General features: G+C 69.4%; 14 protein-coding genes, 1 tRNA gene and 1 pseudogene. 7 read left to right on the top strand and 9 right to left on the bottom strand.

Annotated features, from left to right (window positions below; all coding sequences use genetic code 11):
• The first annotated feature begins 377 nt into the window (after window positions 1-377).
• From ABZ297_RS42510 to ABZ297_RS42500, 3 genes are all read left to right on the top strand, one after another.
• Window positions 378-776: a hypothetical protein gene (locus tag ABZ297_RS42510; RefSeq protein WP_355358776.1), complete on the top strand. Its 399-nt coding sequence runs from the start codon at window positions 378-380 to the stop codon at window positions 774-776.
• A 155-nt stretch (window positions 777-931) separates the two neighbouring features.
• Window positions 932-1,063, top strand: coding sequence for a hypothetical protein (locus tag ABZ297_RS42505; protein ID WP_350811264.1), 132 nt, complete (start codon window positions 932-934; stop codon window positions 1,061-1,063).
• A 5-nt stretch (window positions 1,064-1,068) separates the two neighbouring features.
• Window positions 1,069-1,296: a hypothetical protein gene (locus ABZ297_RS42500; protein WP_355358773.1), complete on the top strand. Its 228-nt coding sequence runs from the start codon at window positions 1,069-1,071 to the stop codon at window positions 1,294-1,296.
• 1 nt (window position 1,297) lies between these two features.
• Here ABZ297_RS42500 and ABZ297_RS42495 read toward each other — a convergent pair whose 3' ends face one another.
• The 3 genes from ABZ297_RS42495 to ABZ297_RS42485 are packed head-to-tail and all read right to left on the bottom strand — an operon-like array spanning window position 1,298 to window position 4,941.
• Window positions 1,298-1,963: a response regulator gene (locus ABZ297_RS42495; RefSeq protein ID WP_355358770.1), complete on the bottom strand. Its 666-nt coding sequence runs from the start codon at window positions 1,961-1,963 to the stop codon at window positions 1,298-1,300.
• Window positions 1,960-4,464 (bottom strand): DUF4118 domain-containing protein, encoded by a 2,505-nt coding sequence (locus tag ABZ297_RS42490; protein WP_355358767.1) that lies wholly within the window; start codon window positions 4,462-4,464, stop codon window positions 1,960-1,962. The genes ABZ297_RS42495 and ABZ297_RS42490 overlap by 4 nt, the downstream gene beginning before the upstream one ends.
• A 9-nt stretch (window positions 4,465-4,473) precedes the next feature.
• On the bottom strand, window positions 4,474-4,941 hold the full coding sequence (locus ABZ297_RS42485) for a group II truncated hemoglobin (RefSeq protein WP_355358764.1): 468 nt from the start codon (window positions 4,939-4,941) through the stop codon (window positions 4,474-4,476).
• A 50-nt stretch (window positions 4,942-4,991) separates the two neighbouring features.
• On the opposite strand from ABZ297_RS42485, the gene ABZ297_RS42480 reads away from it, so the two are divergent.
• Window positions 4,992-5,567 (top strand): class I SAM-dependent methyltransferase, encoded by a 576-nt coding sequence (locus tag ABZ297_RS42480; protein ID WP_355358761.1) that lies wholly within the window; start codon window positions 4,992-4,994, stop codon window positions 5,565-5,567.
• A 384-nt stretch (window positions 5,568-5,951) separates the two neighbouring features.
• Here the strand turns inward: ABZ297_RS42480 and ABZ297_RS42475 are convergent.
• The 5 genes from ABZ297_RS42475 to ABZ297_RS42455 form a co-directional block, all read right to left on the bottom strand.
• Window positions 5,952-6,028 (bottom strand) — tRNA-Met (locus ABZ297_RS42475).
• Between the two features lie 53 nt (window positions 6,029-6,081).
• Window positions 6,082-9,003, bottom strand: coding sequence for a UPF0182 family protein (locus ABZ297_RS42470; RefSeq protein ID WP_355358758.1), 2,922 nt, complete (start codon window positions 9,001-9,003; stop codon window positions 6,082-6,084).
• Between the two features lie 129 nt (window positions 9,004-9,132).
• Entirely contained in the window at window positions 9,133-10,179 is a 1,047-nt protein-coding gene (locus ABZ297_RS42465; protein WP_355358755.1) for a PDZ domain-containing protein, read from the bottom strand.
• 10 nt (window positions 10,180-10,189) lie between these two features.
• Window positions 10,190-10,615, bottom strand: coding sequence for a molybdenum cofactor biosynthesis protein MoaE (locus ABZ297_RS42460; RefSeq protein WP_355358752.1), 426 nt, complete (start codon window positions 10,613-10,615; stop codon window positions 10,190-10,192).
• Between the two features lie 9 nt (window positions 10,616-10,624).
• Complete coding sequence (locus ABZ297_RS42455) at window positions 10,625-11,701, bottom strand: NAD-dependent epimerase/dehydratase family protein (protein WP_355358782.1); 1,077 nt, start codon at window positions 11,699-11,701, stop codon at window positions 10,625-10,627.
• A 130-nt stretch (window positions 11,702-11,831) separates the two neighbouring features.
• Here ABZ297_RS42455 and ABZ297_RS42450 point away from each other — a divergent pair, with 130 nt between their 5' ends.
• Genes ABZ297_RS42450 through ABZ297_RS42440 form a run of 3 tightly spaced genes read left to right on the top strand, consistent with a single transcriptional unit; the run spans window position 11,832 to window position 14,645 of the window.
• The gene (locus ABZ297_RS42450; protein WP_355358779.1) at window positions 11,832-13,046 is read left to right on the top strand and encodes a zinc-dependent metalloprotease; all 1,215 of its coding nucleotides are present in this window, start codon (window positions 11,832-11,834) and stop codon (window positions 13,044-13,046) included.
• Window positions 13,043-13,603 (top strand): NUDIX domain-containing protein, encoded by a 561-nt coding sequence (locus tag ABZ297_RS42445; RefSeq protein WP_355358749.1) that lies wholly within the window; start codon window positions 13,043-13,045, stop codon window positions 13,601-13,603. The genes ABZ297_RS42450 and ABZ297_RS42445 overlap by 4 nt, the downstream gene beginning before the upstream one ends.
• Window positions 13,604-13,637: 34 nt before the next feature.
• Window positions 13,638-14,645 (top strand): endonuclease/exonuclease/phosphatase family protein, encoded by a 1,008-nt coding sequence (locus tag ABZ297_RS42440; protein ID WP_355358746.1) that lies wholly within the window; start codon window positions 13,638-13,640, stop codon window positions 14,643-14,645.
• On the opposite strand, the pseudogene ABZ297_RS42435 reads toward ABZ297_RS42440, so the two are convergent.
• A pseudogene (locus ABZ297_RS42435) lies at window positions 14,632-14,811 on the bottom strand (hypothetical protein); the annotation flags it as partial. The gene ABZ297_RS42440 and the pseudogene ABZ297_RS42435 sit on opposite strands and share 14 nt — an antisense overlap.

Genomic DNA, 14,811 nt, shown 5'->3' with positions numbered 1-14,811 from the left:
CTTTATTCTTTCAGCGACCGTATTTTCTGTCAAATTCGGCGCTTTCGGAATTTCAGACCCACCCCGTCTCCGGGGCAACCCCTCTAACTTACCAGCACATCCGGACAGCTGCGAACCATCCGGACGAACCAGAAGAAGTGGGATGTGCCGGGCATCTGCGAGACTCTTGGAGCCTCCTGCCGCCCTGCTCGGGCAACTCTAGCAGTCACCGGGACCCACTTCGCGCCACACAGGTAATCACTAGGTCCTTCCCTCCCCACGAAGCTCCCAAACCTGTCGAGCTCCGGCCGAACGCGGCAAGCACGTGTCAAGTCATCCGCAATCCGCTCTAGATAGGTAGTACGTACGAGCAGACTGCGCACTCGGAGGTGTCTGCAATGACCCGCTCGGAGTTCGACGACATCCGCGCCCACCTCGCCGACGGGACGACTCACGCTGGAGACCTGCTGCGAGTCGCCCGCACGTTGATCGACGACCTCGAACACGCGCGCATGCGAGAAGCCATCCTGCGGACGCACTACCTGCGCCTGCTCACCGCCGCCAGGGCGACGGTCGCCGCCGACATGGCCGGCGCCCCCGACCCGCTGGCCTTCGTCAGACACGAACTGGCCGAGCGGGGCCAACTCCCCCAGGACGACGAGGCGGTGACGCGCATCCTCTCGGACGCGCGGACCGCGGCGGCTCTCCTGGCCTGCCTGGAGCAGGCTCCACCGCCGCGACCCAGGCGCGCTCGCATGCGGGGCTGCGTCGGCACGGGGCGCACCCTCCCCCGCTGACCCGCCGAACCGCAGAGCACACGACCTGCGAAACCCTGTAACCCGATGACGACCCTGCACATACCCGGATTTGGCGTGACGACTGTAAGACTTCGCATATGTGGCGACAGGGGTTGAATTGGGCGGCAATCGTCCTAGTTGGGACATTCGGCCTGATGTGGCTGGGCATCGTGGTGTTCGCCGATCACACGTCCGATCCCTGGATGCGCGTCGCGCAGGCGGTCATCGGGCTCCTTCTGGCCGCCTGGGCCGTTCGGAAGGCCGCCTCGATGATCGGTAAGGCGTGAGTTCCATGAGCGAGCAACCGTACGACATCGGTCACGACCTGGGCGACGACGTACAGCTCTCGTCCTGCGCCATGTACCAGGACAGGTTTCCCCAGCGTCACCGCATCGACGAGATCGACGACGAGGCGGGCCGAAGCATCTCGCAGTGGGTCCGCGAAGAGGACGGACGCGAGTCCGACGCGGTCGCCGACCCCCTGGAAGAGTCCACGTCCTACTGCTTCGAGGACGCCTGAGTCACGGTTGGAACCGGTACCCCATCCCCGGCTCGGTGAGCAGGTGCACCGGGTGGGCCGGGTCCCGCTCCAGCTTCCGGCGGAGCTGGGCCATGTACTGCCGCAGGTAGTGGGTCTCCTTCAGGTAGGAGGCGCCCCACACCTCGGTGAGCAGTTGCCGCTGGCTGATTAGCTTGCCCGGGTTGCGTACCAGGAGTTCGAGAAAGTGCCACTCCGTGGGAGTGAGGCGTACCTCGCCGGAGATCGTCTTGTTCGCGAGGTCAATCATGTGATCGCCCAGCCGCACCGACGACGGCTCGTCTGAGGCGTTCGTCCGGCGGGTGACGGCGCGGATGCGGGCGAGCAGCTCGTCGATGCCGAAGGGCTTGGTCACGTAGTCGTCGGCGCCGGCGTCGAGCGCCTCCACCTTGTCGTCGCTGCCCGCGCGTCCCGACAGGACGATGATCGGCACCTCGGTCCAGCCGCGCAGTCCGTGTATGACCTCCACGCCATCGAGGTCCGGCAGGCCCAGATCGAGGATCACCAGGTCGGGATGCCAGTCGGCGGCCTCGCGGAGCGCCGCGGTGCCGTCGGCGGCGACCGCCACCTCGTACTGCCTGGCCACCAGGTTGATCCGCAGAGCGCGCAGGATCTGGGGCTCGTCGTCGACGACGAGCACCCGGGTCACGGGACTCTCCGCAGCGAGACTGTCATGGTCAGGCCTCCTCCCGGCGTCTCCGCAGGCGTGAGCGTGCCACCCATCGCCTCGGTCAGGCCACGCGAGAGCGCCAGCCCGAGGCCCACGCCGGTGTGGTTGTCGCGGTCGCCGAGCCGCTGGAAGGGCATGAACACCTTCTCATACGCCTCCGGCGGGATCCCGGGCCCCCGGTCGATCACGCGGATCTCGACGTGGTCGCCGTGCCAGCTCCCCGTGACCACGACGGGCTCCTCGCCGGGGCTGTAGCGGACGGCGTTCGCCATCAGGTTGACCAGCACCCGCTCCAGGAGCGCGGGATCGGCCACGACCTCCGGCAGCGAGCCTCGGACATCTCCCTTCACGCGGTCGCGCAGCGGGCCGAGGTCGTCGATGGCGCGGGGGACGATGTCCTCGACCGCGATGGGTACCAGGGTGACGCCGAGCGCGCCTGCCTGCAGGCGGCTCATGTCGAGCAGGTTCGACACCAGCCGGTCCAGCTTGACCAGCGACTCGTCGGCCGTGGCGAGCAGTTCCTTGCGGTCGCCGGGCGTCCAGTCGATCTCGGTGTTGCGCAGGCTCTCGACCGCGGCCTTCGCGGACGCGAGGGGCGTGCGCAGATCGTGGCTGACGGCGGCGAGCAGCGCGGTGCGCATCCTGTCGGCCTCGGCCAGCGGCTTGGCCTGCTCGGCCTGCTCGCGCAGTCGTTGCTGGCGCAGCGCCACCGCCGCCTCGGCGGCGAACGCCTCCAGCACCTGCCGGTCGGCGGCGTCCAGCAGCCGTCCGCGTACCGCCAGCACCAGATCGTCGCCCACGGCCACGTCTGTGTCGGCTCTGCCGGGTGAGGTGGACGGCGGCCCGCCCGCGAGGGCCACCACCCGCCACGACTCCCCGTCGCGTTCGAGCAGCGTGACGGCGCTCAGCCCGTACACCTCCATGAGCCTGGCCATCAGCGACGTGAGCGCCGAATCGCCGCGCAGCACGTGGCCTGCCAGCGTGGACAGCACCTCGGCGTCGGCGCGCGACCTGGCGGCCTCCCTGCTGCGCCGGGCCGCCAGGTCGACGACCGTGCTCACCATGGCCGCCACCAGGACGAAGATGAGCAACGCGAGCAGGTTCTCCGGCGCGGAGATCGTCAGCGTGTGCAGGGGCGGCGTGAAGAACCAGTTGAGCAGCCCGAAGCCGAGGACGGCGGCGGTCAGGGCGGGCCACATCCCGCCCACCAGGGCCACGCCCACGACCAGCAGCAGGAACAGCAGGATCTCGCTCGGCAGCGTGAAACTGAAAGGCAGCATGGCCGCCGTCAGCGCGGGCATCGCGACCAGTGCCATCGCCCAGCCGCTGATCCGCCGGGTGCGGGTGAGCGCGGCCCTCGATCGGTACGCGGCGCGTCCGGACGTGGCCTCGTGAGGCACCAGGTGGACGTCGATCGAGCCGGACCTGGCGGTCGTCGTCATGCCCACCCCGCGTGTCACGATCTGCGCGAGACGTCCTCTCCGGGACGCGCCGAGCACGAGCTGGGTGGCGTTCACGCCGCGGGCGAAGTCGAGCAGGGCGCGTGGGACGTCGTCGCCGACGACCTGGTGGTAGGTGCCGCCGAGGCTCTCGACCAGGGTCCGCTGGCGGGCCAGGCTGGCCGGGTCGCTGCCCGACGTCGGCCCGTCGGACCTGGTGACGTGGACGGCCAACAGGTCCGCGCCCTTGGAGCGGGCGGCGATTCGGGCCGCCCTGCGCACCAGCGTGTCACCTTCCGCCCCGCCGGCCAGGGCGACCACGACGCGCTCCCTGGCCTCCCAGGTGCCCGCGATGCCGTGGTCTGCGCGGTAGCGGTCGAGCTGCTCGTCGACCTTGCCGGCGAGCCAGAGCAGGGCCAGCTCGCGCAGCGCGGTCAGGTTGCCGACGCGGAAGTAGTTGGCCATGGCCGCGTCGACCTGCTCGGGGGCGTAGACGTTGCCGTGCGCCATCCGCCTGAGCAGGGCCTCGGGCGACATGTCGACCAGCTCGATCTGGGCCGCGCGCCTGACCAGGTCGTCGGGGACGGTCTCGCGCTGCGCGACTCCGGTGATCTGCTCGACCACGTCGTTCAGCGACTCCAGGTGCTGGATGTTGACGGTCGAGATGACGTCGATGCCCGCGTCCAGGATCGCTTCGACGTCCTGCCAGCGCTTGGGGTTGCGCGAGCCGGGGACGTTGGTGTGCGCGTACTCGTCCACGAGGGCGATCCTGGGTTTGCGGGCGATCACGGCGTCGGTGTCGAGCTCGCTGAAGGTCGCTCCCCGGTGGTGGTGGGTCCTGCGCGGGATCACTTCCAGGCCGTCGAGCAGTTCCGCGGTGCGGAGGCGGTCGTGGGTCTCGACGAACCCCACGACCACGTCCCTGCCGCGTTCCCTGGCGCGGCGCGCCTCGCTCAGCATGGCGTACGTCTTTCCCACGCCTGGGGCCGCGCCCAGGTAGATCCGCAGGCGCCCGCGCGGAGTCCTGTCGCGTCCCTGCATGTGTCCAGGTTACGGCTGGTATGGCGGGGCTACGCCCCATCCCCAGTGCGGCACCGGGGCCTTGGCCGGCGGTGTGGCGCCCGGCTGCGAGTTGTGCACCGCGAGCCGGGTGCCCCACTCGATGTAGCCGGCGAAGGCGGCCCGGAACTCTGGGTCGCCGGGCAGGCCCACCTCGTCGGCCGCGTCCATGAGCAGGTTCACCCATCTGCGGCGCTGTGGCTCGGTGATGCCCTTGCCGAGATGCTGGGAGAGCATGTGCGGGTAGCCGCCGCGTTCCTTGGTGTAGCGGTCGGGCCCGCCGAACACCTCGCTCAGCCACATCGCCACGTATCGCGGATGCGCCGGGTCCATGTGCGCGAACAGCGGCCCGATCAGGTCGTCCTTGACGACGTTCTGGTAGAACACTTCGGTCAGTTGCTCGAACGCCTGCGCGCCGCCTGCCCACTCGAACAGGGACGGTACTTTGTCATCAGTCACGTAATGATGTAATCAGGCGTTGCTGTCACGGTTCAAGCCATACTGCGATCATGACCTTCAACCACAACGACTACTACCACAGGCTGCTGCTCAGGCAGGTGCCCCCTGGCGCCGGGCGCGCGCTCGACGTGGGCTGTGGCACGGGCCGGTTCGCGGGCAGGCTCGCCGCGCGCGGCCTGGAGGTCGACGCGGTGGACCCGGACGCGGCGGTGATCGAGGCCGCGCGGCGCGACGGAGTGCGGTTCGTCCAGGGCGACGTGACGGCGATGGAGCTGCCGCTCGGGCACTACGACTACATCTCGTGCCTGGCGAGCCTGCATCACGTCCCGTTCGGGACGGTGAGCCGGCTGCGCCGGTCGCTGGCCCCTGGCGGCGTGCTCGCGGTGCTGGGGTGCTACCGCGAGAGCGCGCCCTCCGACTACCTGGTCAGCCTGGCCGCCATCCCCGTGAACGCCGCCGCCAGGCTGGCGCTGAGCCACCGCCCGGGGCCTCCCGTCACGGCGCCCGTCGCGAGGGCCGCGATGACGCTGGACGAGGTCAGGCACGAGGCGGCGGACCTGCTGCCCGGAGCGCGGATCAGGCGGCTGCTGTTCTGGCGGTATCTGCTGGTGTACGTAAGGGCGTAACCCTCCGCCAAAGGGGCGCTCGGGCCGTTCAGCGCAAGGTGTTGTCGGCCTCCAATCAGGCAGCAGCAACCATTGCGACTACCTGGTTCGCCTTTCACTGATCACCAAGCTTCCCGATGACGAGATCGCGCGATACTACGAGTCCGCCGCGATCCAGGGCGTCGAGGGCGGCAAGCTCGCCGGCCGCGCCTACGTCAGTCCGGGCGGATCTTGGCGCGCAGGCTACAAGGACGTCGTCGTCGAGTTCTTCGACGGCCCCCACCACCCCGGTTGGGATCTGCGGTGTCACTGATGGATGCGCCGTCATCGGCAGAAGCGGCACCCTGGCGTCAGCGCGGACAAACGAAAACGCCCTCCGAGAGATTCTCGGAGGGCGTTCCCTCTTGGTAGCGGGGGCAGGATTTGAACCTGCGACCTCTGGGTTATGAGCCCAGCGAGCTACCGAACTGCTCCACCCCGCGTCGGTGTGTGTCTAAAGACTATCGGCGACACGGGGCTTACGCAAATCAACGATCTACGTGCCGCCCGATGGTGTCGGGCTGCTGGTAACCGTGGACGTGTCCGTGGTCGTGGCAGTGGCAGAGGCAGAGGGCGTCGGCGAGGCCGAGGGGGTGGACGTGGGCGCCGGGCGGGCCCCCAGGTTCTGGAGGGACTTCAGGGCCTCCTCCAGGCGCTTCTGGGCCTTGCCGTACTCGTCCCAGTTCGGCGGGCTGGACTGCAGGGCCTTCTGGGCGTCCTTGTAGGCCTGTTCGGCCGCGGAGATGGCCGACTGCAGGGCGGAGTTGGTGTTGGGCTGGGTCTGCGGCGGGGTCTCGGCGGTCTCCTGCCCGGCGCCGAAGACCTGCTTGAGGGCGCCGTCGAGGGTTCTGTCGACACCGATCTTGCTGCCGAACGAGACCAGCACCCGCTGCAGGATCGGGTACGGCTCCTGGCCGCCTCCCTGCGCGACCTGGATGTAGACCGGTTCGATGTACACCAGCCCGCCCGCGTACGGCAGTGTCAGCAGGTTGCCGTACCGGACCGAGGAGGCGCCGACGCCCAGCAGGTTCAGCTCACCGGCGAAGCGACTCTGGAAGGCGTTCTGCGCCTGGCCGGGGCCCGGGGTGTTGGACGGCATCCGCAGGATGCGCAGCTTCCCGTAGTCGTTGCCCGCCGTCGAGTCGACCGCCATGAACGCCGCGAGGTTCGGGCCGGCCTTCGGCACGAACGTGGTCGTCAGGGAGAACGTCGGCTTCGAGTTCTCCCCCGGCATGGTGGTCGTCAGGTAGTAGGGCGGCTGCTTGTTCGTGTTGCCCTGCGACGGGTCGTTGGGGACGTTCCAGAAGTCCTGGCCGCTGTAGAAGGCCGCGGCGTCCTCGATGTGGTACCGCGCCAGCGTGAAGCGCTGCACCTTGAACAGGTCCTCTGGGTAGCGGATGTGGTTCTTCAGGTCGGCGCTCATCTCCGAGGCCGGCCTGATGATGCCGGGGAACACCTTGCTCCACGTCTTCAGCATCGGGTCGTTGCCGTCCCAGCCGTACAGGGTGACGGTGCCGTCGTAGGCGTCGACGGTCGCCTTCACCGAGTTCCGGATGTAGTTGATCTTGTCCTGTGGCTGCTGGGCGACCGCGCGCAGGTTCGTCGCGGTGTCGCGGGTCATGTCGCCCAGACTCTCGCTCTGGGAGTAGGGGTAGTCGTTGGACGTGGTGTAGCCGTCGAGGATCCAGGTGACACGCCCGTCGACCACCGCCGGGTAGGGGTTGCCGTCGAGCGTCAGGAACGGAGCGACCTTCTCCACCCGCTCACGCGGGTTGCGCACATAGAGGATCTTGGAGTTGTCGTTGATGTCGCCCGACAGCAGGATGTTCTTCTCGCCGTACTTGGCCGCGAAGACGAGCCGGTTGAGGAACGAGCCGACCGGGACGCCGCCCTTGCCGGTGTACGTGGTGTTCTTCTGCCCGGTGCCGCCCACTTCCGGATAGTCGAGCTCCTGCGGCTTGTTGGGATTTCCACCTGCGATGACGTAGTCGGTGACCGCCGGGCTCTCGCCGAAGTAGATCCGCGACTCCTTCAGCCCGGTCGTGCTGGCCAGCGGGCCGGTGACCGGCATGTCCTTGGCGTCGTAGTCGGGCAGGCCGCCGGAGTTGACCTCGTTGCCCGGCGCGGCCACGAAACCGTAGCCGTGCGTGTAGACCAGGGCCTTGTTGATCCAGTTGTTCTGGCCCTCGGGCGGCCCCATGAGCTCACGCACGCCGACGACGTGGTCGACCAGTTTGCCCGTGCTGTCGGGGTAACGGTCGACGTCGAGCTGGGGCGCGAAGCCGTAGAAGCCCCGGATGCGCTGCGTCTGCTCGTACGTGGCGGAGACCAGCGCGGGGTCGAGCAGCCGGACGCCGGAGACGGAGGCGTCGCCGTCGGTGCGGACCTTACTGGGGTCGGCCTCGCCGCTGTAAGGCGTGATCTCCGTGTTGGCGATGTTGTACGCCTCGCGGGTGGCCTTGATGTTGCGGTCGATGTACGCGGCCTCCTTGAGCTGCTGGTTCGGCTTGACCTGGAACTGTTCGACCAGCGCCGGGTAGACGCCGCCGATCAGGATGGCCGAGAGCACGAGCAGGCCGAAGGAGACGCCGGGCAGCATGCCGCCGGGCCGCACGACGCCGGCGAAGAACAGCACGGCGCAGATCAGCGCGATGATCGCGAGGATGGTCTTGGCCGGCAGGACGGCGTTGACGTCCGTGTAGGACGCGCCGTTGACGAACCCCCGGTCGGAGAAGACCAGCCCGAAGCGGTCGAACCAGTACGCCACCGCCTTCAGCAGGACGAAGACGCCCAGCAGGACGGACAGGTGCACCCGCGCCGCGCGGGAGGCGTGCAGCCCGGGCGACTGCAGGCGGAACCCGCCGTACAGGTAGTGCGTGATCGCCGCCAGGATGATCGAGATGATCACGGCGGTGAACAGGAAGTTCAGCACCATCCTGATGAACGGGTAGTCGAACATGAAGAAGGAGATGTCCATGCCGAACTGGGCGTCCTTCTTGCCGAAGGACTGGCCGTTCACGAACTGCAACCATGTCTGCCACTGGCCGGCGAGTGGGGAGCCCGCGAACAGCGCGAGCAGGCCCATGCCGACAATGAAGATCAGCTTGCGGTGGGGATCGAGCGCCATCCGGTAGCGGTCGGCGCCGCTGCCGCCGCCGAACATGGCGGGCCCGAACATCGGCCGCATCCGGAAGGCCAGCAGCATGTTGCCGCCCGCGATGCCGACCATCAGCACCGCTCCGATGAGGAACAGCACGATCTGGGTCAGCAGCACACCGGAGAAGACCGACGTGTAGTCGACCGCGTCGAACCACAGGTAGTCGGTATAGATCCCCGAAAAGAGGAAGAACAACGCCACAACCGCCACAACGGCGATGGCGACGGGTAGAAGCAGTCGCGGTCGGCGGGGCAATCGCATCCCCTTGCCGGCTCCTGGGGTCCGGAAGCTCAAGGCCAACCCCTCGTCGTGTTGAACAAACGGTCCGTGGTTGGCAACCTACACCGCAGGGCCAGCCATACGGCTAACGCACGGCGATCCCCAGAAGTTTCAGCTGGCAGCGCACGACGGCACAGCACCCTTGCCGGTGCGCAGCGCGTCGAGCGCCTGAACGGCCGAGTGCAGCGACTCCGCCTTGACCAGCCGCAACCCCTCGGGAACGGCTTTCAGCGCCTCCGCGCAGTTCTCGGCGGGCGTCAGGAAGATCGTGGCACCGGCCTTGCGCGCGCCCACCATCTTCTGCGCGATGCCGCCGATCGCGCCGACCTCGCCCGAGGGCGTGATCGTGCCCGTGCCCGCGATGTCCTTGCCGCCGGTGAGCGGACCGGGTGTGAGCTTGTCGAGGATGCCGAGGGAGAACATCAGCCCAGCGCTCGGCCCGCCCACGTCGCCCACGTTGATGTCGACGTCGAACGGGAACTTGTACCTGGCCTGCATCACCACGCCGACGACCGTCTTGTTCCCGGTGCCCGCAACCGTGTTGACCGTGACGTCCTGCTTCTGCGTGCCCCTGGTGATGGTGAAGACGACCGGGTCGCCGGGTTTGTGCGCCTTGACCGCTTCGCTGACGACCTCCACGTCGGTGACGGGCTTGCCGTCGACCGCGTTGATCTCGTCGCCCTTCTGCAGTTTGCCGTCGGCGGGCTTGCCCTTCTCCGTGGACATGACGCCCACCACCGTGCCGAACGGGATCTTGAGCTCGGTCAGCGCGGCGGCGGTGGCGTAGTCCTGGGAGTTGGTCATCTCGACCGTGTTCTCCTCCTCGACCTCCTTCGCGGAGCGGGCCGGAGGGAAGATCGTCTCCTCGGGGACCACCGCGACGGTCGGGTCGAGCCAGCCGCGCAGCGCGGTGAGCAGGTCGATCCGGTTGGTCGGGCCGCCCTGGTAGGCCACGGTGACCAGGTTCAGCTCGCCACTGGTCGGGTAGGTCTGCCGCCCGTTGATCGTGATGACCGGCTTCTTGTCGACCTCGCCGATCGTGTTCTCGGTCGGCCCCGGGCTGAGCACGACGTACGGAACGCGGAGGAAGGCCCCCACGACACCGAGCGTGAGCACGAGGAATCCCGCCACCAGCAGGGTCAGGGCGCGTCGTGACATGGGGATGAGCTTATTCGCAGGCACCGACCCACTCGGCCGACCCGTCGGCGAAGACCTGGTGTTTCCAGATCGGGACCTGCGACTTGACGTCGTCGATCAGCCTGCGCGACGCTCCGAACGCCTCTTCCCGGTGCGGGCAGGCGACCGCGACGATCACGGCCGTGTCGCCCAGCTCCAGGTCACCGACCCGGTGGACCGCGGCCAGCGCGGTGACCGGGAAGTCGGTGGCCACCTTCTCCGCCACCTGTCGCAGCGCCTCCTCCGCCGAGGGGTGCGCGGAGTAGGACAACCGGCTGACGGGCTTGCCGTGGTCCTGCTCGCGTACGGTGCCCACGAAGATCGTGGTGCCTCCAGCGGCGTGGTCGCCCACGGCGGCCAGCACCTCGTCCACGGAGAGCGGGGTGTCACGAATGCCCAGCAATCGGATGGCGTCCACGGACCGAGCCTACGGCAGGCGCCTCTTCTTGCGTACCTGTCGGACGATCGCCGCGGTGCCGATGACCGCGACGGTGGCGCCGGCGGCGGTCAGGGTCGCCTCCTTGACCGGCAGCCGCCTGCCGACGACGGTCGTGCGGTTCTCCCTGAGCTCCAGGACCTGCTCCAGCGCGGCCTCGTTCGACCAGGCCGGCTTCCAGCCGGCCTCGCGCAGCGCCGTGCAGTCGACGACCCACGGGTAGACGACATAGTGCAGGTCTGTGGCGGGCGCCGGGGTGATGCCGAGCCTGTGCAGGCGCTGGGCCGTGCCGAACGTGAGACCCGCCGGCAGCTCGAAGCGGCGGATGCCCGACAGCTCCTCGACCTGCTCCTGCTCCAGCCAGCCATCAGAGCCGACGGCCGCGACGCCGGTGACGACCCCGCGTGCGGCCAGTTCCAGCGCCGAGACCAGGTCGTCGACGTGGCAGAACTGCCAGCGCGGCGTGCAGCCCTTGACGGTGAGCAGCCTGGGCGACTCGAAGTGACGGGTGATCACCGTGTCGACGCCGGGACCGACGACCGCCGCCGGACGCAGCACGGTCACCTCCAGACCCGGATGGCTGCGCAGCGACCTGCGTACCAGCGCCTCGATCTCCAGGTAGTCGCCGACCACGCCGGTGTCGGGCTCGGCCGCGACGGGTGAGTCCTCCGGCAGGGGCACGTCGTTCTCGGGCGCGGCGCCGTACACCATCGCGCTCGTGACGAGCACGACACGCCGCACGCGTGCCGCGGCGCTCGCGGTGAGCACGGTCTGCGCAGCTCGCAGGTTGTACGCGCGCCGCTCAGCTGGGTCGGAGTCGACGGCGTAGTCGCCCGCGAGATGGACCAGGACGTCGATGTCCGAGATCCGGTTCGCCAAGAGCGGATCTCGGACGTCGATCACCCTCCACGTGGCTTCCTGTACGTCGCCGCGCTGCTCGTCGATGGCCACCACCCTGCGGAAATCCGCGGCGGTGACGAGCCTCGCGAGCAGCTCGCGGCCTATGCCGGAGGCGGCACCCGTGACGGCTACGACGGGTTGGCGCGGGCGTTTCGAGGTAGGCACCAGGTCCTCACTTTGCACTGATCCGCCGTAGGACGACTAACGTGGCGGATGTGGACTCCTCCATCCTGCACGAGGTAGAGCGGTGACTGACCTGCCAGGTCGCGAAAACGACCCCAACGAGAACCCGTTCGCCATGTTCGGCAACCCTGAGCAGATGGCTCAGGCGATGCGCCAGTTCGCCGACATGCTGTCGGCGCCGCAGGGTTCAGGCCCTGTCAACTGGGACATGGCCAAGAACATCGCCCGACACGCCGTGGTCGCCGAGGGCGATCCCAGCGTCATGGAGGGCGAACGCCGCCAGATCGTGGAAGCGCTACGGCTTGCCGACCTGTGGCTGAACGAGGCCACCACGCTGCCGAGCGGCGTGTCGAACCCGCAGGCGTGGAGCCGGTCGGAGTGGATCGAGAACACGGTCCCGGTGTGGCGCAAACTTTGCGAACCCATCGCCGAACGCATGGTCGAGACCATGGGCGGCTCGCTCGGCGGCGCCGGGCTGCCGCCTGAGGCCCAGCAGATGGCCGGGCCGCTGATGGGCATGCTGAAGCAGATGGGCGGCATGATGGTCGGCCAGCAGATCGGCCAGGCCCTCGGCTCACTGGCCCGCGAGGTGATCGGCACCACCGACATCGGCCTGCCGCTGTCCGACACGGCGGCGCTGCTGCCCGGCGGCGTCGCCTCGTTCAGCCAGGGCCTCGAGGTGCCGAACGACGAGATCCGGCTCTACCTGGCGCTGCGCGAGGCCGCCCACCACCGGCTGTTCCAGCACGTGCCGTGGTTGCGCTCCCATCTGCTCGGCGCCGTCGAGGAGTACGCCAGGGGCATCACGGTCGACACGTCCGCGCTGGAAGAGCAGATTCGCAGCATCGACATCAGCAACCCGGAGGCGATCCAGGAGGCGCTGAGCGGCGGCGCGCTACTCAAGCCCGAGGAGACCGAGCGGCAGAAGGCCGCGCTGGCGCGGCTGGAGACGATGCTCGCGCTGGTCGAGGGCTGGGTCGCCACGGTGGTCGACCAGGCCGCCGAGGGCAAGCTGCCGTCCGCGGGCGCGCTGGCCGAGACGGTACGGCGGCGGCGCGCGACGGGCGGCCCCGCGGAGCTGACGTTCGGCACGCTCGTCGGGCTGGAGCTGCGCCCGCGGCGGCTGCGCGAGGCGGCGGCGCTGTGGCAGGCGGTGCAGGAGGCGCGCGGCGTCGATGGGCGCGACGCGCTGTGGGGGCACCCCGACCTCATGCCGACGTCCGACGATCTCGACGATCCGGAGGCGTTCGTGCGCGGCGAGGCGGCCTGGGACATCTCGCAGTTCGAGACCAAGCCCGGCGACGAGGGCGGCGAGGGCGAGCAGCGTTGAGCCTCCACCGCGACGCGGTCGGCGTACTGAGTGGCTGGGTGGCGCCGACTCCCGCGGAAGAGGCGCTTCGCGCGGAGTTCCTCGACCACCTGGCGGCGCACGACGACGCGATGCTGCGTGGCTGCGTGCCCGGGCATCTCACGGCGACGACCGCGGTGCTGTCGCACGACGGAGCTCGGGTTCTGCTGACCCTGCACCCGAAGGCCGGGATGTGGCTGCCCATGGGCGGCCACTGCGAGATCTCCGACCTGTCCCTCGCGGACGTCGCACTGCGCGAGGCCACCGAGGAGTCCGGAATTCCCGGGCTTGAGCTGTTGCCCGGCCCGCTGGCGCTGGACAAGCACCGTGTCTGGTGCCATCCGCCGCACAGCTGGCATCTCGACGTCGAGTACGCCGCCGTGGCGCCCGCCGACGCGGAGGCCGTGATCAGCGACGAGTCGCTGGACCTGCGCTGGTTCCCCGTCGGGGAGATCCCCGAGCTGTCCGACGAGGCCACCCGCCGATTGGCCGCACGCGGACAGGCGGTTCTTACGTCAGGTTCACGCGTGATCGGCTAGAGTCCGCTGCGTCGCACCGGCACAAGGGGGGCAAATGGCGGACGTCTCGGCCGACCATTCTGTTGGCGGGACAATCGTGACCCCCGCCAGGAAGCGCGGCGCCATCGGCCGCACCATCGCCGGAACGCTGACCTGGCTCGCGGTCACCCCCCTCGCCGCCTGGGCCATCGCCCGGCTGACCGGGCTGGAGCGCGGATCGCTGGCCAGCCAGCTCATGACCGCCACGCCGTACGCGGCCGCGAGCTCGGTGGTGCCCCTGCTGATGGCGGCCGCCGGACGCAGGCGCGCCGCCACCGCTGTCGCGCTGCTCACGACGACCGCGTTCGGCTTCGCCGTACTGCCCAGGGCCCTCGGCTCCGCCGAGGCCACGACCGGCCGGCCGCTCCGCGTCCTCACCGTCAACATGCTGTTCGGACGCGCCGACGCACAGGCCATCGTCGACCTGGCCCAGCGCTACGACGCCGACGTGCTGAGCACCCAGGAGCTCACCCCCGGGGCGGTGGCGGATCTCGACGCCGCCGGCCTGAAGACGCTGATGCCGCACCGCGTGCTCCAGGACGAGTGGAGCGCGTCCGGCAGCGGCCTGTTCTCCAGACATCCGCTCACGCCGCTGGAGCACGAGATGCCGCAGGTGGGGCACCACATGCCCGCCGCGCTGATCGCGCTGCCCGGCGGCAGGCCGATCGAGTTCCTGGACGTCCACACCTTCCCGCCTCTGGGGCCCCAGGTGGCGAACTGGAACGCTGCATTCGACGCGTTCCCGCCGCCGTCCAAGGAGACGGTCCGGGTGCTGGCGGGCGACTTCAACGCCACGCTCGACCACGCGCCGATGCGGCGGCTGCTGGCTCGCGGCTACAAGGACGCGGCCGACACGGTGGGCGCCGGGCTCGTCCCGACCTGGCCGGCCAACAAGAGGGTCCCGCCGATCATCACGATCGACCACGTGCTGGTGGACGAGCGGGTCGGCGTGAAGGAGGTCTCCGTGCACACCGTGCCGCACACCGACCATCGCGCCGTGTTCGCCGTCCTCAGCGTGCCCTGAGCAGGGCGCGGGTGCTCTCCCAGCCTTCCAGGCCGGGGTCGAGACGGCCGAGGTCGTCGGGAGTGCGCAGGCGGTGCCAGCCGGGGCCGGTCGCGACCATGCGACGGCCGGGGGCCTGGGCGCGCAGCGTGGCCACCAGGTCGGGGTCGTCCAGGTCGGGGTCGGC

The sequence above is a fragment of the Nonomuraea sp. NPDC005983 genome (genome assembly GCF_040614375.1).
Classification (GTDB): domain Bacteria; phylum Actinomycetota; class Actinomycetes; order Streptosporangiales; family Streptosporangiaceae; genus Nonomuraea.
The sequence above is the reverse complement of the archived record's forward strand: the minus strand, read 5'-3'. Positions and strand labels throughout refer to the sequence as shown.

Coding starts and splice junctions, on each gene's coding strand:
- ABZ297_RS42510 (WP_355358776.1), top strand. CDS start 378: ATGACCCGCTCGGAGTTCGACGACATCCGCGCCCACCTCGCCGACGGG.
- ABZ297_RS42505 (WP_350811264.1), top strand. CDS start 932: ATGTGGCTGGGCATCGTGGTGTTCGCCGATCACACGTCCGATCCCTGG.
- ABZ297_RS42500 (WP_355358773.1), top strand. CDS start 1,069: ATGAGCGAGCAACCGTACGACATCGGTCACGACCTGGGCGACGACGTA.
- ABZ297_RS42490 (WP_355358767.1), bottom strand. CDS start 4,464: ATGCAGGGACGCGACAGGACTCCGCGCGGGCGCCTGCGGATCTACCTG.
- ABZ297_RS42480 (WP_355358761.1), top strand. CDS start 4,992: ATGACCTTCAACCACAACGACTACTACCACAGGCTGCTGCTCAGGCAG.
- ABZ297_RS42470 (WP_355358758.1), bottom strand. CDS start 9,003: ATGCGATTGCCCCGCCGACCGCGACTGCTTCTACCCGTCGCCATCGCC.
- ABZ297_RS42465 (WP_355358755.1), bottom strand. CDS start 10,179: ATGTCACGACGCGCCCTGACCCTGCTGGTGGCGGGATTCCTCGTGCTC.
- ABZ297_RS42450 (WP_355358779.1), top strand. CDS start 11,832: ATGTTCGGCAACCCTGAGCAGATGGCTCAGGCGATGCGCCAGTTCGCC.
- ABZ297_RS42440 (WP_355358746.1), top strand. CDS start 13,638: ATGGCGGACGTCTCGGCCGACCATTCTGTTGGCGGGACAATCGTGACC.